The sequence below is a fragment of the Sphingobium sp. CECT 9361 genome (genome assembly GCF_918741285.1).
Taxonomy (GTDB): domain Bacteria; phylum Pseudomonadota; class Alphaproteobacteria; order Sphingomonadales; family Sphingomonadaceae; genus Sphingobium.
Genome location: NZ_CAKKNC010000001.1, coordinates 406,621 through 427,336 on the forward strand (window position 1 = coordinate 406,621; position 20,716 = coordinate 427,336).

The 20,716-nt window shown below is 62.2% G+C and carries 26 protein-coding genes, 1 pseudogene and 1 riboswitch; of the genes and pseudogenes, 16 read left to right on the forward strand and 11 right to left on the reverse strand.

The genetic code is table 11. The features are described from left to right. Positions 1 to 9: 9 nt before the first annotated feature. Positions 10 to 387, forward strand: a complete 378-nt coding sequence (locus LQ220_RS01785) for a hypothetical protein (protein WP_230186566.1) — start codon at positions 10 to 12, stop codon at positions 385 to 387. A 7-nt stretch (positions 388 to 394) separates the two neighbouring features. Here the strand turns inward: LQ220_RS01785 and LQ220_RS01790 are convergent, their stop codons facing one another. Beyond that, the gene (locus LQ220_RS01790; RefSeq protein WP_230186567.1) at positions 395 to 1,282 is read right to left on the reverse strand and encodes a prephenate dehydratase; all 888 of its coding nucleotides are present in this window, start codon (positions 1,280 to 1,282) and stop codon (positions 395 to 397) included. A 148-nt stretch (positions 1,283 to 1,430) separates the two neighbouring features. Between LQ220_RS01790 and LQ220_RS01795 the strand changes: the two genes are divergently transcribed. Next, positions 1,431 to 2,051, forward strand: a complete 621-nt coding sequence (locus LQ220_RS01795) for a cytochrome c family protein (protein ID WP_230186568.1) — start codon at positions 1,431 to 1,433, stop codon at positions 2,049 to 2,051. A gap of 44 nt (positions 2,052 to 2,095) precedes the next feature. Beyond that, entirely contained in the window at positions 2,096 to 2,275 is a 180-nt protein-coding gene (locus LQ220_RS01800) for a hypothetical protein (RefSeq protein ID WP_230186569.1), read from the forward strand. Between the two features lie 25 nt (positions 2,276 to 2,300). Here LQ220_RS01800 and LQ220_RS01805 read toward each other — a convergent pair whose 3' ends face one another. Further along, positions 2,301 to 3,434, reverse strand: coding sequence for a M14-type cytosolic carboxypeptidase (locus tag LQ220_RS01805; protein WP_230186570.1), 1,134 nt, complete (start codon positions 3,432 to 3,434; stop codon positions 2,301 to 2,303). Then, positions 3,431 to 4,021, reverse strand: a complete 591-nt coding sequence (locus LQ220_RS01810) for a hypothetical protein (RefSeq protein ID WP_230186571.1) — start codon at positions 4,019 to 4,021, stop codon at positions 3,431 to 3,433. The genes LQ220_RS01805 and LQ220_RS01810 overlap by 4 nt, the downstream gene beginning before the upstream one ends. A gap of 187 nt (positions 4,022 to 4,208) precedes the next feature. Between LQ220_RS01810 and ykgO the strand changes: the two genes are divergently transcribed. Both ykgO and LQ220_RS01820 read left to right on the forward strand, forming a co-directional pair. Further along, positions 4,209 to 4,334 (forward strand): type B 50S ribosomal protein L36, encoded by a 126-nt coding sequence (gene ykgO, locus LQ220_RS01815; protein ID WP_003046794.1) that lies wholly within the window; start codon positions 4,209 to 4,211, stop codon positions 4,332 to 4,334. Between the two features lie 10 nt (positions 4,335 to 4,344). After that, on the forward strand, positions 4,345 to 4,956 hold the full coding sequence (locus LQ220_RS01820; RefSeq protein ID WP_230186572.1) for an HAD family phosphatase: 612 nt from the start codon (positions 4,345 to 4,347) through the stop codon (positions 4,954 to 4,956). A 112-nt stretch (positions 4,957 to 5,068) separates the two neighbouring features. Here the strand turns inward: LQ220_RS01820 and pyk are convergent, their stop codons facing one another. Beyond that, positions 5,069 to 6,520 (reverse strand): pyruvate kinase, encoded by a 1,452-nt coding sequence (gene pyk / locus LQ220_RS01825; protein WP_230186573.1) that lies wholly within the window; start codon positions 6,518 to 6,520, stop codon positions 5,069 to 5,071. 110 nt (positions 6,521 to 6,630) lie between these two features. On the opposite strand from pyk, the gene LQ220_RS01830 reads away from it, so the two are divergent. The 6 genes from LQ220_RS01830 to LQ220_RS01855 all read left to right on the forward strand — a co-directional run bounded on the left by LQ220_RS01830 (position 6,631) and on the right by LQ220_RS01855 (position 8,894). Then, on the forward strand, positions 6,631 to 6,930 hold the full coding sequence (locus LQ220_RS01830; RefSeq protein ID WP_230187227.1) for a DUF1244 domain-containing protein: 300 nt from the start codon (positions 6,631 to 6,633) through the stop codon (positions 6,928 to 6,930). A gap of 94 nt (positions 6,931 to 7,024) precedes the next feature. After that, positions 7,025 to 7,267, forward strand: coding sequence for a DUF2312 domain-containing protein (locus LQ220_RS01835; protein ID WP_230186574.1), 243 nt, complete (start codon positions 7,025 to 7,027; stop codon positions 7,265 to 7,267). A 123-nt stretch (positions 7,268 to 7,390) separates the two neighbouring features. Next, the gene (locus LQ220_RS01840) at positions 7,391 to 7,624 is read left to right on the forward strand and encodes a type II toxin-antitoxin system ParD family antitoxin (RefSeq protein WP_354956765.1); all 234 of its coding nucleotides are present in this window, start codon (positions 7,391 to 7,393) and stop codon (positions 7,622 to 7,624) included. Further along, complete coding sequence (locus tag LQ220_RS01845) at positions 7,624 to 7,911, forward strand: type II toxin-antitoxin system RelE/ParE family toxin (RefSeq protein ID WP_230186576.1); 288 nt, start codon at positions 7,624 to 7,626, stop codon at positions 7,909 to 7,911. The genes LQ220_RS01840 and LQ220_RS01845 overlap by 1 nt, the downstream gene beginning before the upstream one ends. Positions 7,912 to 8,144: 233 nt before the next feature. Further along, positions 8,145 to 8,444, forward strand: coding sequence for a hypothetical protein (locus LQ220_RS01850; RefSeq protein WP_230186577.1), 300 nt, complete (start codon positions 8,145 to 8,147; stop codon positions 8,442 to 8,444). A gap of 168 nt (positions 8,445 to 8,612) precedes the next feature. Then, complete coding sequence (locus LQ220_RS01855) at positions 8,613 to 8,894, forward strand: DUF3892 domain-containing protein (protein ID WP_230186578.1); 282 nt, start codon at positions 8,613 to 8,615, stop codon at positions 8,892 to 8,894. Positions 8,895 to 8,946: 52 nt separating this feature from the next. Here LQ220_RS01855 and thiC read toward each other — a convergent pair whose 3' ends face one another. Then, positions 8,947 to 10,827 carry a phosphomethylpyrimidine synthase ThiC gene (thiC, locus tag LQ220_RS01860; protein WP_230186579.1) on the reverse strand — a complete coding sequence of 627 codons (1,881 nt, stop codon included), beginning with the start codon at positions 10,825 to 10,827 and terminating at the stop codon, positions 8,947 to 8,949. 44 nt (positions 10,828 to 10,871) lie between these two features. After that, a riboswitch (TPP riboswitch) is annotated at positions 10,872 to 10,978 on the reverse strand. A 15-nt stretch (positions 10,979 to 10,993) separates the two neighbouring features. Here thiC and LQ220_RS01865 point away from each other — a divergent pair. After that, entirely contained in the window at positions 10,994 to 11,308 is a 315-nt protein-coding gene (locus LQ220_RS01865) for a hypothetical protein (protein ID WP_230186580.1), read from the forward strand. Here the strand turns inward: LQ220_RS01865 and LQ220_RS01870 are convergent. From LQ220_RS01870 to LQ220_RS01890, 5 genes are all read right to left on the reverse strand, one after another. After that, positions 11,296 to 12,141: a MipA/OmpV family protein gene (locus tag LQ220_RS01870; RefSeq protein WP_230186581.1), complete on the reverse strand. Its 846-nt coding sequence runs from the start codon at positions 12,139 to 12,141 to the stop codon at positions 11,296 to 11,298. The two genes, LQ220_RS01865 and LQ220_RS01870, sit on opposite strands and share 13 nt — an antisense overlap. A 135-nt stretch (positions 12,142 to 12,276) precedes the next feature. Beyond that, the gene (locus LQ220_RS01875) at positions 12,277 to 12,684 is read right to left on the reverse strand and encodes a DUF2141 domain-containing protein (RefSeq protein WP_230187228.1); all 408 of its coding nucleotides are present in this window, start codon (positions 12,682 to 12,684) and stop codon (positions 12,277 to 12,279) included. Between the two features lie 60 nt (positions 12,685 to 12,744). Next, positions 12,745 to 13,500 (reverse strand): sterol desaturase family protein, encoded by a 756-nt coding sequence (locus tag LQ220_RS01880; protein ID WP_230186582.1) that lies wholly within the window; start codon positions 13,498 to 13,500, stop codon positions 12,745 to 12,747. A 212-nt stretch (positions 13,501 to 13,712) separates the two neighbouring features. Then, complete coding sequence (gene dmeF, locus LQ220_RS01885; protein ID WP_230186583.1) at positions 13,713 to 14,717, reverse strand: CDF family Co(II)/Ni(II) efflux transporter DmeF; 1,005 nt, start codon at positions 14,715 to 14,717, stop codon at positions 13,713 to 13,715. A gap of 1 nt (position 14,718) precedes the next feature. Continuing rightward, on the reverse strand, positions 14,719 to 14,994 hold the full coding sequence (locus LQ220_RS01890; protein WP_230186584.1) for a metal/formaldehyde-sensitive transcriptional repressor: 276 nt from the start codon (positions 14,992 to 14,994) through the stop codon (positions 14,719 to 14,721). Between the two features lie 105 nt (positions 14,995 to 15,099). Here LQ220_RS01890 and crtY point away from each other — a divergent pair, with 105 nt between their 5' ends. The 4 genes and pseudogenes from crtY to LQ220_RS01910 form a co-directional block, all read left to right on the forward strand. After that, the gene (gene crtY, locus LQ220_RS01895) at positions 15,100 to 16,272 is read left to right on the forward strand and encodes a lycopene beta-cyclase CrtY (RefSeq protein ID WP_230186585.1); all 1,173 of its coding nucleotides are present in this window, start codon (positions 15,100 to 15,102) and stop codon (positions 16,270 to 16,272) included. Continuing rightward, positions 16,272 to 17,753, forward strand: coding sequence for a phytoene desaturase (locus tag LQ220_RS01900; RefSeq protein WP_230186586.1), 1,482 nt, complete (start codon positions 16,272 to 16,274; stop codon positions 17,751 to 17,753). The genes crtY and LQ220_RS01900 overlap by 1 nt, the downstream gene beginning before the upstream one ends. 107 nt (positions 17,754 to 17,860) lie before the next feature. Then, entirely contained in the window at positions 17,861 to 18,442 is a 582-nt protein-coding gene (locus LQ220_RS01905) for a TIGR00730 family Rossman fold protein (RefSeq protein WP_230186587.1), read from the forward strand. 96 nt (positions 18,443 to 18,538) lie between these two features. Then, positions 18,539 to 19,444, forward strand: a pseudogene (locus LQ220_RS01910) (phytoene/squalene synthase family protein); the annotation flags it as partial. A gap of 479 nt (positions 19,445 to 19,923) precedes the next feature. Here LQ220_RS01910 and LQ220_RS01915 read toward each other — a convergent pair. Beyond that, the gene (locus LQ220_RS01915) at positions 19,924 to 20,715 is read right to left on the reverse strand and encodes a 3'(2'),5'-bisphosphate nucleotidase CysQ (protein WP_230186588.1); all 792 of its coding nucleotides are present in this window, start codon (positions 20,713 to 20,715) and stop codon (positions 19,924 to 19,926) included. Between the last annotated feature and the right edge of the window lies 1 nt (position 20,716).

The window sequence follows — 20,716 nt, forward strand, 5'->3', positions numbered from 1 at the left end:
GGGTAAGCCGTGGCAGAATCTCTCGAACAGGTGTTTTCCGTTCTGCGCGAAACGATTCTGCGGTCGGCAAGCGTAATGGACGTTGCAACGGACGAACCGGGTAATGTGGTGCTGAAAGCGTGCTGGTCAGAACCGGGAAAAAAAGAGCCAGCGTGGTTCGGTGCCGTGCAGATCAAGAAGAACTACGTCTCCTATCATCTCATGCCGCTCTACGCTCTCCCGGCGTTGCTCGATAGTGTGCCAGTGGACCTGCAAAAGCGGATGCAGGGGAAAAGCTGTTTCAACTTCAAAAAGATCGAGCTCGATCTATTCGAGGCGCTGGAGCGGCTGACCGCTACCTGTGCGGATATCTATTCCAAGCCGATTTCCGCTACGCCACATTCCTGAGAACAGGTCAGCTCCGCGGGCGTGCCTGTCGGTAGCTTCCTAGCACCCGCACCCATTTGGTGTGGAACTTCAGTTCCTCCAGCGCGCGGTCGACGGTGGGGGTGCCGGGCATTCCTTCGATGTCGGCGAAAAATTCGGTCATCGCAAAGCTGGCGCCGCGTTGATAGCTTTCCAGCTTGGTCATGTTCACGCCGTTGGTCGCAAAGCCGCCCAGCGCCTTGTAGAGCGAGGCTGCGACGTTCCGGACTTCGAAGAGGATCGTGGTCATCACCGGGCCGCTGCCATGGGGCAGGAGCGGGTCACGCGACAGGACCACGAAGCGCGTCATGTTGTCGTCGCTATCCTCGATATTCTCCGCGATCAGGCGCAGGCCGTAGATTTCCGCTGCCAGATAGGGCGCGATGGCGGCCGCGCCGGGCTCTTGCGTTTCAGCGACCAGAGCGGCGGCGCCGGCGGTGTCGGCATAGTTGATCGGCTGGATATTCTGCGCGCGCAGATAATGGCGGCACTGGCCGATGGCCTGCGGATGGCTGATTGCGCTGGTCACCGGCGCGTCGGTGGCAGCCATCAGGCAGTGGCGGATGCGCAGGAAATATTCGTCGACGATGTGCAGACCCGATTCGGGCAGCAGGAAATGCATGTCGGCGACGCGCCCGTAGAGCGAATTTTCGATGGGGATGATCGCGCGATCCGCCCTGCCTTCGCGCACCGCGTCGATCGCGTCCTCGAACGCGAAGCAGGGCAGGGGGATGCAATCGGGCGCATAGCTCAGCGCAGCGAGATGCGAGTTGGCCCCCGGCGCACCTTGATACGCAATGGCTCTGGCGGGATCGCGGGCTGCCTTTTCCGCCATTTCGGCGACGAGGTGCTGCGCAGGAAGGGGATAAGCGTCCATAGGCGTGACGGCGCTTAAGGTGTTGTGCAGACCGACGCAAGCCGCGCTTGCGCGTTCGCGCTTGCGTCATTATGGCAGCCCGCATAAGGGAGCGCGGGAATCTATAGAAGATCGCGCCAGGGCGGATCATTCGGAGGAAATCGGACGCATGGACGATCGTTTCAATACTATTGCTGGCTGGGCGCTGTTCGCAGGCATCGTTGCACTCGGCGGATCGATCGTCAGCGGCAAGATGTTCCATGACGAACGTCCCGAGAAGATGGGCTATGCCATCGAAGGCGTAGAAGCCGAAGGCGGCGCAGGCGCGGCGGAAGGCCCGAGCATCGCCACTTTGCTGGCCACGGCGGATGTCGCGGCGGGTGAGAAGGTATTCGGCAAGTGCGCCGCGTGTCACACCGTCACGCAAGGCGGGGCGAACGGCATCGGTCCCAACCTGTACGCCACGCTTGGCGAACCTATCGGCCAGGGCAAGGGCGGTTTTGCGTTCTCCGAAGCGCTGAAGGGCAAGGGCGGCAACTGGACCTTCGAAAGCATGGATGCGTGGCTGAAAAGCCCGCGTGCTTTCGCCGAGGGCACCAAGATGACCTTTGCCGGTCTGGGTAACGGCGTCGATCGCGCCAATGTGATCGCGTATCTCAATGCGCAGGGTTCCAACCTGCCGCTGCCGGCTGCCGATGCGGCGCCTGCGGCTGCAGAGGGTGACAATGCTGCTGCGCCTGCCGACAACGCTGCCAATGCGGCAGCGCCAGCGGCCAACGCAGCGGAATAATCACACGCACTAATGATTAAGGTTGTTGGGCTATAGCCGGTGCCATGTTCGGCATCGGCTATTCCCGTTTGTTCAAAAGTCGCTGGGCGGCGCTGTTGTGGGCGGCAGCGGTGCTATTCTCTGCCTGGTCCTTTGCCAGCGATCCGCCCGCGGGAGGCGATGTCGCGAACGACGCAGACGCTGTGTCAAACGCGCAGATCACGGCGATTGGCGACGCCTTCTGATTGCGCCGCCCGATTGCGCGCCGACTCAGAGGTCGGCGATAATCTCCGCCAGCACGGCCATACAATCCTTGCCCAGTTGCGCGGACCGCGCCGGGGACCAGCCGAAATCGGGATCGGGCAAGTCGTCATTGTCCTTGAACGGCATTTCGAGCGTCATGCTGACCGCGCCATAACGCTCGGCCAGTTGCGCCGTCGACATGGTGAGATTCGCGCGACCCGGCGCGCCAAGGGGATAGCCGAGCTTCGTCTGGAAATCGGGCGTCCGAATCGCCAGCGTGTCGCGGAAGCGGTTGTAGAGGTCGAGCCGGTCCTGTTGCAGCGACGGGATGCCTTCGAACCCGGCGACGAACACTGCGGGAATCGCTTCGTCGCCATGCACGTCCATCGCGAAGTCGACGCCGGTGCGGTCCATCTCGGCACGGACGAGGAACACTTCGGGGCTGCGCTCCATGCTCGGCTCGGCCCATTCGCGGTTGAGGTTCACCCCCGCCGCATTGGTGCGCAGATGGCCCCGACGGCTGCCGTCCGGGTTCATATTGGGGACGATGTGGAACGTCGCATGCTGCCGCAGCAGGCGCGCGACGCTGTCCTCCATGTCGCACAGACGCTCCAGCGCGCCTTCCATCCACCACTCCGCCATCGTTTCGCCGGGATGCTGGCGGGCATAGAGCCAGACGTGCTTCGGTCCCTCGCCTAGCGTCAGCAGGTCGAGCGGTTGCCCGTCCAGCGTGGTGCCCAGTTCGCGCGTCTCGACGCCGGGCTGGTTCGCTGCCCAGCTTATCAGGTCGTGATGCCGCTCCATCGAATAGGGCGCAAAATAGGCGACCCAGACGCTGTTGCTGTCTGGCGAGAGGTGGATGGTCAGCACGCCGTCGGCATAGTCGGTATCCGCCTGCAGCCAGTTCTCACGATCTTCGCTAAACCGTGCCTGATAGCCTGCCCAGCCATCGGGATAGGCGGACCCTGCGCAATTGACGATCCGCAGGGTGATGTCTTCACCCGCGCCCCCGGCCACCCGGAAATGGAACCACTGATAAAAGTCGCTCTGATGATCGGTGACGATCTCCAGATCGGCCGTCAGGTCTGTGGTGGAAAGGACGCGGATGTTGCCGCCATCGAAGGCGCCAGTGATCGAGAGGAGGGTGTTGGATAAGGTCATTTCACCGTTATAGTGCGCCCGGACTCGCCCGGATAGCCCCCGATCAGCGCGGCGGCGAGTTTGGCTGCGGCCATGTTAGGCTGCGCGGCGGGGGTGCCTTCCTTGGCGCTGGTGATCGCGCGGCCTTCCCACACGGCTTGCGAATCGCCACGGCGGCGAATCTGCACCCGCATCTCGGTGGTGATATAATCCTTGGGCTTGCCCGAGAGGTTGATGCCGATACCGACGCCCAGCCCGCTGCCGTAACTGCCGGTCGATCCGCCGACGCCGACGCTGACGGGGTTGCCCGACCGATCGGGACCGGAGGGCCGATAGCTGCGCTGCAGGCCGACGAGCACCTGATAGTCGCTGCGGCCTTCGCGAATTTCCGTGAAGCCCACGCGCTGCAGTTCATTGCCGACGGCAGCGGCATAAGTGCGGAATTCGAGGCTGATGTCCGGGTTGCCGATCATTTCCTCAATGGCCACCGTGCCGCTGACCGGCGGGTTGGCAGTGTGGAAGCGCGTAACCTCGACCGGCGGCACCGCCGTCGCGCAGGCGGACAGGGAAAGTGCCAGCAGGCTGGTGGCGAGAATCGACTTCATCATGACTTGTCTCCGGGGTGCGGAACGCGCGATAGCGGCTTTTGCTGCATCCTGCCTGAACGGGATATGGCCGAAGTGCAATGGAATGGCAGAAAAACAGGGTGACCGCGCCTTGACTTTACTGCCCCCGCCCAATAGTGGCGACGCTTCGTTTTTCGACACAACAGAATCAATTGAAAGCTGCGTTCCCATGAAGATCCGCAACTCGCTGAAGTCGCTCAAGGACCGTCACCGCGATAACCGCGTGATCCGTCGTCGCGGCCGCACGTACGTCATCAACAAGACGAATCGCCGGTTCAAAGCCCGCCAGGGCTGAAAACCTGCCGATGGGGAGCATCGCCGCTGTCATTTTCGACATCGGCAATGTGCTCTTTCCCTGGCATCCGCGTATTCTCTATAAGCGCCTGATCCCCGACGATCAGGCGCTTGATGTGTTCGTGCGCGATGTCGTGTCCGAACAATGGCATTTCCAGCATGATGCCGGGCGCGATTTTGCCGACACCAGCGCGGAACTGATCGCGCAATATCCCCAGCATGAAGCCCTGATTCGGCTGTGGAAGCCGCGCTTCGCCGAAAGCGTGGGTGCGCCGATTGCCGGGATGGAGTCGTTGCTGAACGACCTGTCGGCGCGGGGCGTTCCGTTGTTTGCGATCACGAACTTCAGTCATGAATTCTGGCCGCCTTTTCTGGACGCGCATCCCGCGATCTTCGGGCATTTTCGCGATATCGTGGTGTCGGGCGTCGAGAAGCTGTCGAAGCCCGACCCCGCCATCTATCGCCTCGCGCTCGACCGATTCGGGGTGCGGGCGGAGGAAGCGTTCTTCATCGACGACCGAATCGACAATATCGAAGGCGCGCGGGGCGTCGGGATGATCGGGCATCATTTTCGGGATGCAGTGACATTGCGGGCAGCGTTAATGGACGTAGGCGTACTTTAAGGCGGGCGCTATTCCCGCGAAAGTGGGAACCCGTCTCGCTATCCGCGGGCAAGCCGTCCTGACGCGAGTTGGGTTCCCGCTTTCGCGAAAATGACGCAGGGGGGAAGGGGCGTTACTCCCGGCCCTTCAGCTCGTCGCCGCGCACGTTCGACACGTGGATCACGTTGGTCGATCCCGGCGTGCCGAAGGGGACGCCGGCCAGCACGATGATCTTGCGCCCTGCTTCGGCGAGGCTGTGGCGCAGGGCCATGCGGCGGGCCTTGCCGATCATTTCCTCGAAGCTGCCGATGTCCTTTGTCCGCACGGCGTGGACGCCCCAGAGCAGCCCCATCTTGCGCGCGGTGTCCTGACGCGGGGTGAGCGCCAATATGCGTACGGCGGGACGTTCGCGGGAGACGCGGCGGACGGTGCTGCCGCTCAGCGTGAAGCAGACGATGGCGCTGGCGCCCACGGTCGGCACGATGTTGGAGCAGGCTTCGGCAAGCGCGTCGGCGGTAGTGAGATCGGGCTTCGTCTCGGTGAAGTGCAGCCGGTCGAGATAGCGGGTGTCGCTTTCCACGCTCTGCGCGATGTTGTCCATCATCGCGACGGCCTCTTCCGGCCAGGCGCCCGCTGCGGTTTCGGCCGACAGCATGATCGCGTCGGCGCCGTCATAGACGGCTGTGGCGACGTCGGACACTTCGGCGCGGGTCGGCGTCGGCGCGGTGATCATCGATTCGAGCATCTGCGTGGCGACGACCACCGGCTTGCCCATTCGCCGGGCGGCTTCCACGATCTGCTTCTGCAGCGGCGGAACCGCGTAAGGCGGCAATTCGACGCCCAGATCGCCACGCGCGACCATCACCGCGTCGGACAGTTCGAGCAGTTCGTCGAGCCGCTGAACGGCGGCAGGCTTCTCGATCTTCGCCATCAGCGCGCCGGAGCCGCCCATCAGCTTGCGTGCCTCCGCCAGATCCTCGGGCCGTTGCACGAAGCTCAGGGCGATCCAGTCCGCGCCTTCCTTCATCGCGAAGGAGAGGTCGCGGCGATCCTTGTCCGTCATCGCGGCCATCGGCACGACGACGTCGGGGACGTTCACGCCCTTGCGGTTGGAGAGGGCACCGCCGACCTCCACCAGCGTTTCGATGCGCTCCTCCGACACCTTCTGCACGCGCAGGACAAGCTTGCCATCGTCGAGCAGCAGGCGGGTGCCGGGCAGTAGCGCAGCATAGATTTCCGGGTGCGGCAAGTTGACGCGGCCGATGTCGCCGGGGGCGGGATCGCGGTCCAGCACGAACGGCTCCCCGACTTTCAGCACGGCCACGCCATTGGCGAAGGTGCCCACGCGCAGCTTCGGTCCCTGAAGGTCGGCGAGGATCGTAGTGGGGCGCCCGAATTCCTTTTCCAGCGCGCGGATCGACGCAATGTTGACGGCGTGATCCTCATGCGTGCCATGGCTCATGTTGATGCGGAAAGCGTCTGCGCCCGCCAGATAGAGTTTGCGGATCATGTCCGGCGTGCTGCTGGCCGGGCCCAGAGTCGCAAGGATACGGACGTTACGGAGACGGGGAGGGATTTTCTTCACATGCACTCCTGGAGGAATCGTGGCTTGTTGCTGTGGGTGGCGCCGGTTTGATCCGGTGCCGTTTTCCGCTATCCCAGCTGCACGACAAGGATATTGCTTGATGGAGATTTATCTTGAGCACCATAATGGATGACGCCGTGGCTGCAACCGCCTTCCGCCGTCTGGTCGCACATTTGCAGCACCGCACCGATGTGCAGAACATCGACCTGATGGGTCTGGCAGGCTTCTGCCGCAATTGCCTGGCCGACTGGATCGCGGAGGCCGACGGGGACATGACCCGCGATCAGGCCCGCGAAATCATCCACGGGATGCCCTTTGCGGAGTGGAAGGACAAGCATCAGGGCGAAGCGACGCCCGAACAACTCGCCCGCATGAAGGAAAGCGTGGCGAAGAACGCGGACAGGCATTAAGGCGCTCGTCACCGATTCATATCACCCCCCTTGCGCCAGCGTTCCGATACCGTCGGGAGGCACGGCCAGCGGGGTATGCCAGGGAGAATAGAGCATGAGCGAACCCAATGTCGCAGCAGACCAGTTGCGCCTGCTGATCGAACGTATCGAGCGGCTGGAAGAAGAGAAGAAGGGCATCGCCGACGACATCAAGGATGTGTACGGCGAAGCCAAGTCGACCGGTTACGACGTAAAGACGATCCGCGCGATCGTCCGCCTGCGCAAGATGGAAAACCATGTGCGGCAGGAAGCCGAAGCGCTGCTGGAAACATATAAGGCGGCGCTCGGCCTCGATTGAGCCGGGACGCAAGGCTGAATATTTGGCGGGGGCGGGCGCGCGTGTGTCCGCCCCTTTCTTTTTGCGTTATTTCAATCATTGTCAAACTTAGCGCAGAATTGTATATATTTGCGCATGGCACAGATGAACGTCTCCCTCCCAGAAGCCCTCAAGACCTGGGCCGAAACGCGCGTGGCCGAAGGTCGCTATAGCAGCACCAGCGATTATGTGCGCGATCTGGTGCGGCGCGATCAGGAGGCGGAGGAGAAGGTGCAGCGGTTGCGGGTGATGATCGAGGAAGGGCTGGCGTCTGGAATCAGTGACCGTACTATTGAGGATATTATTGCCGACCGCAGGAAGCGGGATGGCGTTGCCTGATGCGGGTGAAGGTCAGTCGGGCGGCAGATAGCGACCTCGATAGCATACTCGATTACAGCCTTGCCCATCACAGCCGTGAAATAGCGGAAGGCTATCTTCGCACGATACAGGCGACATTCGCGCGCCTCGAAACATTCCCGGCACTAGGTGTCGCGAGGTCGGACCTTAAGGTTGGATTGCGCCTGATTACGGTAGGCGAACATGCGATCTATTACCGGATCGATGACGACTGCGTTCTTATCGCGCGCGTGCTGCACAAGGCGATGGACCCGGCGCGGCATTTTTGAATGTCCGACCAGTGCCGAAGTGTCTAATCTACAACTTGCTTTGCCATTGTAGAAAACTCCCGCGTTGCAAAGAGCCTAACTTCTGAAACACGGCGATTTGTTCTCCTTGTGTTTTAACGCGGATTGAGGTTCAAATAGAACATAACAAGAACAAGATAGTTTTACTGTGGATAAATCCGTGGAGTGGTGCGCGGGTTGTTGCCAAGATTTAGATTCTTTGCTAACCATCCGTAATGAGCGATTCTCTACCTGAAAATCTTGGCAAGCGAGTAGGCAACTTAGATGAGTTGCCGGAAGAGTTGCGCGCCCAACTTCAAATCGGGAAAATCGGCGAGTTCGAACAGCGGATTGTTGATCTGATCCGTGACGAATATGATGGTGTGGCAAATGTGGATGAGGTTCTGGTCGGCCTGTATCGTGCGACTGGCGAAATCCATCAACGGCAGCAATTAGCCAATAAGCTATACCGCATGGGGCAAGCCGGACAGATCGTTAGCGTTCCAAGGAAAAAAGGGGTCTATCGCTCGAAATAGCAGACCATACAAAATTAGGGTCGCTGTTTGCACCAGCGACCCTAACCGGAGGCGAGTATGTCACCTCGTGCTTTAGCAAGCGTACGAGAATCTAGTGGCCCTCCGCTAATACGTCAACCGATGCATGTACTCGCACATCGGGCAAACCGTACTTTAATGGAGGCCGACATGGCGCAAAATGCTCAAATTCAATGTATAAACAAAACAAATCGCTTCAGTGCGCATGAACGTATCTCACATGTGGGAGGTAGTTCTCCTTCTCGATGGAAGTTGACTCAGCAAGAGGCCATCCAATCCATCGAAGCTGGGCTGTGGCGATTTTATGTATCGGTTAACGGGAAGTCGGTTTGGGTGATCGTCGGGGTGTCGGCTTTGGGTAATAAGTACCTAAAGACCGAGAACGACGGAGATCAACCCAACAATCTCCTTAGCCTCCCCGAGTGCCCATAGCTGAAATTCGGTCCAAGATTCCGAGGCCAACAGTTTTCTGTTGGCCTCGGCGTCACTCCGCCGGCAGATAAATCTCCCCGCCCTTTTCCTTAAACACTTCGCTCATTTCGGCCATGCCGGCTTCGGCGTCGGCCTTGTCGCCGGTGGCGGCGATGAAGGCGTCGGCTTCCTGGTTCTGCTTGGCGGCGAAGTCCCGCACTTCCTGCGTGATTTTCATCGAGCAGAATTTGGGGCCGCACATGCTGCAGAAGTGGGCGGTTTTCGCGCCCTCAGCAGGCAACGTCTGGTCGTGATATTGCTCCGCGGTGTCGGGGTCTAGGCTCAGGTTGAACTGGTCGCGCCAGCGGAATTCGAAGCGGGCGCGGGACAGGGCGTCGTCGCGCATCTTGGACGCGGGGTGGCCCTTGGCCAGATCGGCGGCGTGGGCGGCGAGTTTGTAGGTCACCACGCCGACTTTCACGTCATCGCGGTCGGGCAGGCCCAGATGCTCCTTGGGCGTGACGTAGCAGAGCATCGCCGTGCCGTACCAGCCGATCATCGCTGCGCCGATGCCGCTGGTGATATGGTCATATCCCGGCGCGATATCGGTGGTTAGCGGCCCGAGCGTGTAGAAGGGGGCTTCGCCACAGGCCTGCAATTGCTTGTCCATATTCTCCTTGATCTTGTGCATCGGCACATGGCCGGGGCCTTCGATCATCACCTGCACATCCTGTGCCCAGGCGCGCTTGGTGAGTTCGCCCAGCGTGTAGAGTTCGCTGAACTGCGCTTCGTCATTGGCGTCGGCGATGGAGCCCGGGCGCAGGCCGTCGCCCAGCGAATAGGCGATGTCATAGGCTTTGCAGATCTCGGTGATCTCGTCGAAATGCTCGTAGAGGAAGCTTTCCTTGTGGTGGCTGAGGCACCATTTCGCCATGATCGACCCGCCGCGCGAGACAATGCCGGTGACGCGCTTGGCCGTCATCGGGATGTAGGCAAGGCGCACGCCCGCGTGGATGGTGAAGTAATCGACGCCCTGCTCGGCTTGCTCGATCAGGGTATCGCGGAAGATTTCCCATGTCAGGTCTTCGGCGATGCCGCCGACCTTTTCCAGCGCCTGATAAATGGGGACGGTGCCGATGGGGACGGGCGAATTGCGGATGATCCATTCGCGGGTGTCGTGAATGTTGCGGCCGGTGGACAGGTCCATGACGGTGTCCGCGCCCCAGCGGATCGACCACACCATCTTGTCGACTTCGTTGGCGACGTCGGAGGCGACGGCGCTGTTGCCGATATTGGCGTTGATCTTCACCAGGAAATTGCGGCCGATGGCCATCGGTTCGGATTCGGGGTGGTTGATGTTGTTGGGGATGATCGCGCGGCCACGGGCGACTTCATCGCGGACGAACTCCGGCGTGACGTAATCGGGGATGGATGCGCCCCAATCCTGCCCGTCGCGCTTTGCCTTTTCCTTCATTTCCGCGCGGCCCAGATTTTCGCGGACGGCGACATATTCCATTTCCGGCGTGATGATGCCGCGGCGGGCATAGTGCATCTGGCTGACGTTCATGCCTGCCTTTGCGCGGAGCGGGCGCTGGACGACATGGGGGAAGGGGGCGACGCCGCCGCTGCGATCCGGGCCGAGCTGGCCATTGTCTTCAGGCTTGAGGCCGCGACCGTCATATTCCTCGACATCGCCGCGCCCGACGATCCAGTCGCGACGGAGCTGGGCGAGGCCTGCGCGGATGTCGATCAGCGCTTTGGGATCGGTATAGGCGCCGGAGGTGTCGTAGACGCGCAAGGGCGGTTCGCCGCAGGAGGGTTCGAGGTGGATTTCGCGCATGGCGACGCGGATTTCCCCGGCCTGCACGCTGGGCGCGACGACGTGGATCTTCTTGCTGCCCCGGATCGGCCCGGTGGTGACGCCTATTTCGGTCTTCGTTGGGACATCGGCCATCGTCATGCTCTCCTGTTGGCGGGGGAGAGTGCGGGTTCCGATCGATGGAAACGCCATGCCCTCCCTACGCCAGTGTCAACTGGATCAGGTTCAGCGGGTCGTACGGACTTGCACCGCACCTCTCAGCCTCATGGCTCCCCGGGGAATGGCAGGAGGATAAGGGGCATTGCCGCGAAGGTCCAGCGGCAATAAGCGTATCGCGATGGAAACACCCGATCTTACGACGAAGGCAGGCCGCAAGGCATGGCGACACGACATGCGGATGGTGGCGGTGCGGCCCCGGCGCGCGGGCATGATCCTGCTCGCTTTCGGGATTGGCACGATGCTGTTGCCGCTGGCGGGGGTGCATGACGTGGGCGGATGGTCGCCGCGCGTGCTGGGGCTGGTGCCGGTCGCGTTGTCGATCCCGTTCCTGATCGCCGCGCGGGTGTTGCGCGGGCGATGGAGGCGGGCACGGCTAGGAGCGGGTCAGAAGGTGTAACCGATGCCGATTGCGGCGGTCCATTGGTTGCTGCTGCCCGCTAAGGCGACGATGGGCGACCGTTTGTAGTCGCCCAGCAGCTTGGAATAGGCACCGAGCGCGAAGATCGCCCAGCCGCGCCGCAGATCGCCGGACAGCGAGTATCCGCCGGTGAGGTTGAACGTAGCGCTCTTGAACCCTGAATCGTCGCTGGCCCCGGCATAAGCGGGCAAGCCGCTGGCGATGCTGCCGGTGGGCGTCACGTCATAATAATAGCGGCCATAGCCTTTGCCGACATAATCCGCCGAGGCGGACAGGCCGACGAAGGATTTGACCGACAGCGGCGTGAAATATTCGAGGCGCGGGGTGATGACATAGCTGCCATGCGCCTTGTTCACGTCGGTCATATAGGCGACGTTGAAGGTGAGGCTGTCGTAATCGCTGGTGATGATGCCGGTCTTGGCAATGCCGACGAAGCCGCCCAGTTCGATGGCGGTGTCGAGCTTGCCCAGCGCGCGGACCTGATCGTCCTTGATCCGGCTGACGCGGTTGCGGTTGAAATTGACGACCGGGCCAAGTTCGAAGTCCAGACCATTGGGATCGGTGTTCGGAATGGCATCGAGATACAGCGTCGTCGCGCGCGACCAGAAGGCGAAATCATGTACCTTGCCGACCACCTGCACGACGGGGGTGACGATATAATCGTCCGACCCTTCATAGCTGGGGATCATGGCTGCGCCGCCGCCGATGGTGAGTGTGCTGTGATTTTCCTCCGCCTGCTGCGCGATGACCGGGGTGGCGACGGTCGACAGAAAGGCAGCGGCAACGAAGGCCGAAAGGCGCGAAACGGGCATGAAACGGGAAATCCCTGAAAAGGTGTGTTGGCGCGAGAATGTATCGCGCCAGCCAACAGTTCCCGTTTCAGATGCGCCGCAAGTCTATTGTATCAATGCGTTGCCCAAAAGTGACAGTGCCCGACCAGTGGCCGATCAGAGGAAATATTTCATCTTCACGTCCTGCTCCACCGGCGCGCCCGCGATGGTGAAGCGCGCGGAATTGAAGCTGGGGGCGCCGAAGCGGATCGGCGGATTGCGGCTGAACGCCACGCCTTCGCGCGGGATGCCGGCGAAGGTATCCAGCTTGCGATTGTTGTTTTCATCGTGGATCAGCGCGAGCGCATAGCCACCGGGCGGTAGATCGGGAATGGCGATGCCGCCCGCGCGTGCCTGCGCCACGGGGACGATATAGTGCCGCCGGTCCGGATCGCCGGTGCAATCGGGGAAATGATCGGGCAGGCGGGTGAGGCAGACGATGATCGAGCCCTTGGCCGACCGCAGCGCCTCCACATCGACCGAGAGATTCTGCGGCGTCGCGATCGAGGCGGCTGCGCCCGACATCGTCCACAGTGCAGTCAGCGCCGCCAGTTGTCCGATTTTCTGCAAGGAAGTCATAGGGTTTTACACCGCCGCATTTTTATTGAAGTGAGCGTTTTTGTTGAAGTCGCCTAGGCCTTTATCCGTACCGCAGAGCCGGTCCCAGAACCGGAAGTAGAGGCCGTAATTACAGTTATACTGATCGTGGTGCCGCTGATGATGCGTCGCGGTGATGAGCCAGTGGCCCACGCCGCCGCGCACCATCCAGCGCGGAAACATCTCCCACCCCATATGATTGCTGACACCCATGATCGTCATGATGCTTAGCACCGTTGCCAATGCCCCGACATGAATGGGAATGAGGAAAACGAGCGCGGGGATGACGATGGCGCCGGTCAGTGCTTCCCAGGGGTGGAAGCTCATCGCCGCCCATGCGGTTGGCGGGCGGCTGGCGTGATGGACGGCGTGCGCGGCGCGGAATATGCGCGGCCAATGCATCCAGCGGTGCGACCAGTAGAACCATGTGTCGTGCGCGAAGAGATAGGCGAGGATCGAGACCGGGACATACCAGAGCGGATACGCGTGAACATCGGTGTAAATCTGTGTCCAGCCGCGTTCCTGCCAGCCCCAGGCGACGACGCCTGCCGGTATGCCGTAGATCAGCGCCGAGACCAGCGACCAGCCGATTTCGAGGCGTATCTGCGGATCCAGGCCAGCGTACAGATCGCGATGTTTCAACCGGGTGGCGAACGCGAAGCCTGCGCTGGCCAGCATATAGCGGACCGCGACGATGGCACTCATCGCCAATGCGGAGAGGACTATGGGGACGGCGACGCTCATATTGCAGTGCGATATAGCGCGTTGCGGGCGATGCGTCACGCGGGGAAACTCTGGGGGTAACGGGATTCCCTCTCCCCTTCAGGGGAGAGGGTTAGGGAGAGGGGAGTGCAACGTACCCGGCTTGGAGTATGGATGCCCCGGACAGCTCCCTCTCCCCAGCCTCGATGGGAGTCACGTGCCTCCCATCGACCCCTGAAGGGGAAAGGGAGAAACTAGTTACCCAAACACTCCACCGTGACATGCTCCATGCCCGGTAGCGCCAAAGCCTTGGCGCGGAGGGCGGTGGTGTCGGTGGGGGTGGTGAGGCTGATGATCGCGGCGTGGGCGTGGGGGCCGATGCGCCAGACGTGGAGGTCGCCCAGCGTCGCGCCTTGTGTCTCGACCAGCGTGCGGATGCGATCCATGAGCTGCGGTTCGGCGGTGTCGAGCAGGATCGAGGCGGTGTCGCCCATCAGGCCCCATGCCCATTTCGCGATGACGATGGCGCCCATGATGCCGATCACGGGATCGAGCCACAGCCAGCCCAGATAGCGCCCCGCGAGCAGCGCGACGATGGCCAGCACCGATGTCAGCGCGTCGGCAAGGACGTGGACATAGGCAGCGCGCAGATTGTTGTCGCGATGCTTGCGGGTTTCGACCGGATGGTCGTGATCGTGATCGTCGTGGCCATGGTCGTCATGCGTATGTCCATGGCTATGCCCGTGGCTGTGCCCGTGATGGCTGTGATCCTCCGCCAGCATGAAAGCGCTGACGATGTTGATGAGTAGGCCGAAGCAAGCGACCAATGTTGCCTGCCCGAAGTCCACATGGATCGGCTGAAACAGGCGCATCGCCGATTCGACCGCGATGCCGAGCGAGACGAGGCCAAGGAACAGTGCGGAGGCAAATCCCGCGAGATCGCCGACCTTGCCCGTGCCGAAGGTGAAGCGCGGGTTACGGGCGTGGGTCTTTGCGTAGCGATAGGCGAGCGCCGCGACGCCGAGCGCACCGGCATGGGTGGCCATGTGGAAGCCATCGGCAAGCAAGGCCATCGATCCGGTGAACCAGCCCGCGGCAATCTCCACCACCATCGTGACGGCAGTCAGCCAGACGACCCAGAGGGTGCGCTGGGCGTTTTTGTCATGCCCCGCCGCCAGATAGATATGGTCGAAATAATGTTCGTCTTCGTCGTGAAGGCGACCGGGCTTTTCGGGATGGCTATGCGAATGGGCGGTCATGTCACTTCCCGTAGCGGCGGATGATGGCAAGCAGTTCTTCAGCCGCAGCGGCACGGGCTGTATCGGACAGGCCCGGTTGCGCGACATGCTCTCTAACGTGGCTTTCGATGAGTTCCTCCATCAACCCGCCAACGGCTCCGCGCACCGATGCGACCAGTTGCAGAGTCGCCGAGCAATCGGCGTCGTCCAGCAATTGTCTCTCAACGGCGGCAATTTGTCCGGCAATGCGGCGAATGCGCCCCAGTAGCTTATCGCGATCGACTACATGATGTCCCATAGGATACCCCCCTATACTATATTGGCGCTTTGCAAAAGGCGGCATTTTCACTGCTGCTTTCCCCCGGCCCTTCCCCCGCCCTGCGTCTCCCGCTAGGGCTGTGTCATGTCCTCGCAGCCGCCCTCCAACAGCTTGTCCTGCGATCTGGCGATCGTTGGCGGCGGTCTGGCCGGAGGGCTGATTGCACTGGCGGTGCTGAACAAGCATCCCGATGCGCGCATCCTGCTGTTGGAGCGGGATCGGACCGTGGGCGGCAATCATGTCTGGTCGTTTTTCGACGGAGACGTGCCGGATGCCGACCGCTGGCTGATCGATCCGATGATCGCGCATCGATGGGACGGGGGGTATGATGTGCGCTTCCCCAAATACCGGCGGACGCTCTCTACCCCCTATAACAGCATAACGTCGGGCAAGTTCGACGCGCATCTGCGCGCCGTGCTGGGCGACCGGATCGTGCAGGGGGCCGCCGCGCACCTGTCGCCCGACTCGGTGACGCTGGAGGACGGGCGGGACATCGCGACCGCGAGCGTGATCGACGCGCGCGGCGGCGGCGACCTGTCGGTGCTGAAATGCGGGTGGCAGAAATTCGTCGGCCAGTCGCTGCGCCTGTCCGCGCCGCATGGGCTGACACGGCCCGTCGTCATGGACACCACGGTCGAACAGATCGACGGATATCGCTTCGTCTACCTGCTGCCGACCGGCGAAACGGAAATATTTGTCGAAGACACATATTATAGCGACGGGCCGGATTTGCCCGCCGAGGCGATCCGCGCGCGCATCGCGGACTATGCCACAGCGCAGGGCTGGACAGTCGAAGCGGTGACGCATGAGGAGACCGGCGTGCTGCCGGTGGTGCATGAAGGCGACTTCGACGCGCTGTGGCCGGAGCGCGACCCGGTGGCGCGCGCGGGGGTGCGCGGCGGGATTTTCCATCCGCTGACCGGATATTCGCTGCCCGATGCCGTAGCGTTCGCGCTGCATGTTGCGGATCGCTGGCCCTTGGACGGCACGAGCCTTGCGGCAGAAAGCCGCCGCTGGGCAAAGGCGCATTGGGCGGGGGCAGGCTATTACCGGATGCTGGGCAGTCTTCTGTTCTTCGCCGCCAAACCCGGTTTGCAGTACAAGGTTTTCCAGCGTTTCTATGGCCTGTCGCCTGCGCTGATCCAGCGCTTTTATGCGGGGCGGTCGACCCTTTACGACAAGGGCCGCATCTTGTGCGGGCGTCCGCCGGTCCCCATAAGCAGTGCCATAAAGACGCTATTGAACCGGGGATCGTAATGGACAGAAAAGCTATCGTGATCGGCGCCGGTTTTGGCGGGCTGGCTCTGGCCATTCGCTTGCAATCGGCGGGTATTCAGACCGTGCTGATCGAAGGCCGCGACCGTCCGGGCGGGCGCGCTTATTATTGGGAGAAGGACGGCTTCACCTTCGACGCGGGGCCGACCGTGATTACCGACCCCAACTGCCTGGCGGAACTGTGGCGGCTGTCGGGGCATGACATGGCGGCGGACGTGACGCTGATGCCGGTGATGCCTTTCTATCGGCTCAACTGGCCCGACGGCACCAATTTCGATTATTCCAATGACGAAGTGTCGCTGCGCAAGGAAATCGGGAAGCTGAACCCGGAGGATGTGGCCGGGTACGAACGCTTTCTGGACTATGCCGCTGGCGTGTTTCACGAAGGCTATGAGAAGCTGGGGTCGGTGGCGTTCCTCGACTTCGCGTCGATGATAAAGGCGGCGCCGGCGCTGGCGAAATATCAGGCGTGGCGGTCGGTCTATTCGATGGTGTCGAGCTTTGTGAAGAACGAGAAGCTGCGTGAGGCGCTGTCGTTCCACACGCTGCTGGTCGGCGGCAATCCGATGAACACCAGCGCGATCTATGCGCTGATCCACAAGCTGGAGAAGGACGGCGGCGTCTGGTTCGCCAAGGGCGGGACCAACCGGCTGGTCGCGGGCATGGCGACGCATTTCGAGCGGATCGGCGGAACGATGCGGGTCGGCGATCCGGTGGTCGAGATCGAAACGGTGGGCGACAAGGCGACGGCGGTGCGCACAGCGAGCGGTTGGCGCGGCGAAGCCGATGCGGTGGCGAGCAATGCGGACCTGATGCACAGCTATCGCGATCTGCTGAGCAATCATCCGCGCGGCAAGAAGCAAGGCGAAAAGCTGGAGCGCAAGAAATGGTCGCCGGGGCTGTTCGTCGTGCATTTCGGGATCAAGGGGACGTGGCCGGGCATTCCGCACCACATGATCCTGTTCGGGCCGCGCTATGAGGGGCTGCTCACCGACATTTATCAGCATGGCGTGCTGGCGCAGGATTTCTCGCTCTATCTGCATCATCCGACCGTCACCGATCCCTCGATGGCACCCGAAGGCTGCTCCAGCTTCTATGCGCTGTCGCCGGTGCCGCACATGGGTAAGCTGCCCATCGATTGGGACAAGATGGGGCCGATCTACGCCGACCGCATATTGGGCGAGATCGAGAAGCGGCTGATCCCGGATATTCGTTCGCGGATCGTGACGCAGTTCCATTATGCGCCGAACGATTTCGGGCGCGATTTGAACGCGCATCTGGGGAGTGCGTTCAGTCTGGAACCGTTGTTGACGCAAAGCGCATGGTTCCGCGCGCATAATCGCGACGATGTGATCCCCAACCTGTATCTGGTGGGTGCAGGGACGCATCCGGGTGCGGGGATTCCGGGAGTCGTCGGGAGCGCGAAGGCGACGGCGGCGTTGATGATCGAGGATTTGCTTTAGGCGCGCGTGCTCCTGCGGACGGCATCGCAATATGTCCCTCGACTTCGCTCGGGACGAACGGTTAGGGGGCGTATCACCACCAAACCGGATATTGGGACGATATCATCATGAAACGCCTTGCCGTCTATTGCGGTTCTGCCACCCCTTCGGACCCCGTCTATATCGAAACGGCGCGCCATGTCGGGCGGGCATTGGCGGAGCGCGGCATTGGTGTCGTCTATGGCGGCGGGCGGCTCGGCCTGATGGGCGCTGTTGCCGACGCGGCGCTGGAAGCAGGCGGCGAAGTGATCGGCGTGATCCCGGAGGCGCTGGTTGGCGCGGAAGTCGCGCATCTGGGCTGCACCGATCTGCGCGTCGTCGCCAACATGCATGAGCGCAAGGCACTGTTCACCGACCTGTCGGACGGGTTCGTGACGATCCCCGGCGGCGTCGGCACGATGGACGAATTGTGGGAAGCGGTAAGCTGGGCGCAGCTTGGCTATCATGAAAAGCCGGTGGGGTTGCTCAACGCGGCGGGATTTTACGACCATCTGATCGCGTTCAACCGGCATATGATCGACGTGGGCTTCATCCGGCCTGCCCATGCCGGGATCATCGTGCATGGCGAAACGATCGCGGAATTGCTGGACGCGATGGCGGCGTATCAGCCGCATGAGACGATCTTTCGGATGAAGGCAGCGCAACTCTAATCTCCCCTCCCGCTTGCGGGAGGGGCTGGGGGAGGGCATGTGCTCGCTATGGCCCTTACAGTCCCTCCCCTGACCCCTCCCGCAAGCGGGAGGGGAATGCTCGTCGCCCATGCTGCGCAGAGCATCGCGCGCGGGTCGAAATCCTTTGCGCTGGCGTCCAAGCTGTTCGCGCCGGAGACACGGGAGCGAGCGTGGCTGCTCTATGCGTGGTGCCGCAAGTGCGATGACCTTGCCGACGGGCAGGATCATGGCGGGACGATGTCGTCGGTCGAGGATGCGCAGACGCGGCTGGCGACGATCCGCACGCTGACCGATGCAGCGTTGCGTGGCGAACCGACGGGCGATCCGGCGTTCGACGGGCTGGGCGTGGTGGTGGCGGAATGTCGCATCCCGCATCGCTTTGCCTATGACCTGATCGACGGCTTCGCGCTGGACGCCGCGGACTGGCGACCGCAGACCGAGAACGATCTGCTGCAATATTGCTATCATGTCGCGGGTGCGGTGGGCCTGATGATGGCGGTGGTGATGGGTGTCGATCCGGCGGATGACGCGACGCTGGACCGGGCGTGCGATCTGGGGCTGGCGTTCCAGCTTGCCAATATCGCGCGCGATGTGGCGGAGGATGCGGGGGCAGGGCGCTGTTATCTGCCGCAGCAGTGGCTGGCGGAAGCGGGCATCGCGCCGAGTGCCTTGATGGCGGATCGCGCGAAGCTGGCGACGTTGCAGCATCGGCTGGCGGTGAAGGCCGCCGCCTATGAGGCGAGCGCGCGGCATGGCACCGGGGCTTTGGACTATCGCAGTGCCTGGGCGGTGCTGTCGGCAGCGGGGATCTATGGCGACATCGCGCGGGAAGTGGCGCTGCGCGGGGAGCGTGCGCTGAGCGAGCGGGTGTTTACGACCAAGGCGGCGAAGGTCGGCTGGGTGGCGAAGGCGGCGCTGCAGGCGCGCGGGCGGGCGCGGAAGTGGCCGGGGGATGTGGCTAGGGAAGGGTTGTGGACTAGGGAGCGGTACTCGCTGGAGTTGACAGAGCAGGACAGGATTGCGCGCGAAATAGAAGCGCTGCTAGCTGAATATGGCCTGCGTAAACCGTTGGATTATGCCGCACCGATCGTCAAAGGCTTGGGCCTCGATGATGACGATTGGTGCTTTGATTTCCTACCGGACATTGAAAAGCGGTATAGGGTCGATCTGGCCAAATTACTTCATACTGAGGATCGGTTTCCGCCGATGCTTGTTCAAAGAATACGGGGTCAGGAGGGGACGATTATTTCCCGCGACGTTTCTATCGGTGAGATTGCAGCATTTATTGTGGAAAGTGCGGGGAAGTGATGTTCTCCTGCGGAAGCAGGAGTCCAGGCTTCTAGGTGCATCCCAAGCGACTCTGGACCCCTGCCTTCGCAGGGGAACGGGTTGTGGTGGCTCCCCGGCCTCGATGGGAGTCACGTGCCTCCCATCGACCCCAGAAGGGGAGAGGGAGTTTTTTACTCCCGCCCCAATATCTCTCTTGCTCTCGGTTCCAGCCTTTCCACTGCCGCCCCATGTATCCCCGGGGCGCAGCATAATATGCCGAAGGCGGTGGGGTTGGCGCGGTTGAAGCCCAGGGGGCGGCCGAGTGCGTCGCTGACGGCTGCGCCGGCTTCCTGTGCGATCAGGGCGGCGGCGGCGATGTCCCATTCATTGCCCCAGCGTATGGTGGCGAGGAGGTCGGCTTCGTCCGCCGCGACCATCGCCATGCGCAGCGCGATGCTGTTGGGTTTGACCACGGTGGTCAGGTCGCGATCTGCCTTGGGCAAGGTATCGGCGGGGACGCGGGCGCCGGGGAGCGTGTCGCGGGTGCTGGCCATCAGCATTTTGCCATTGCGGGTGGCGCCTTTCCCGGCCTGCGCGATCCATAGTTCGTTGCGTGCGGGCGCGGCCAATATGCCGAAGCGGGGGAGGCCCGCTTCGATCAGCGCGACCGATACGGCCCAGCCGGGACGTCCGCGCAGATAATCGCGGGTGCCGTCGATGGGATCGACCACCCAGACCCGGTCGGTACCGAGGCGATGGGCGCTGTCGGCAGTTTCTTCCGATAGCCAGCCGGCATCGGGGGCAAGGTCGAACAGCGCGCTTTTCAGCATCGCGTTCACATCCATGTCCGCATCGCACACGATTTCGCCGGGGGTCTTTTCCCAGCGCTGCACCAATGTCTTGCCGCCTGCCCACAGGGTCAGCGCGTGATCGGCGGCCTCCGTGACCGCGTCTATCGTCTGTCGAAAGAGCCTGTCGTGCATC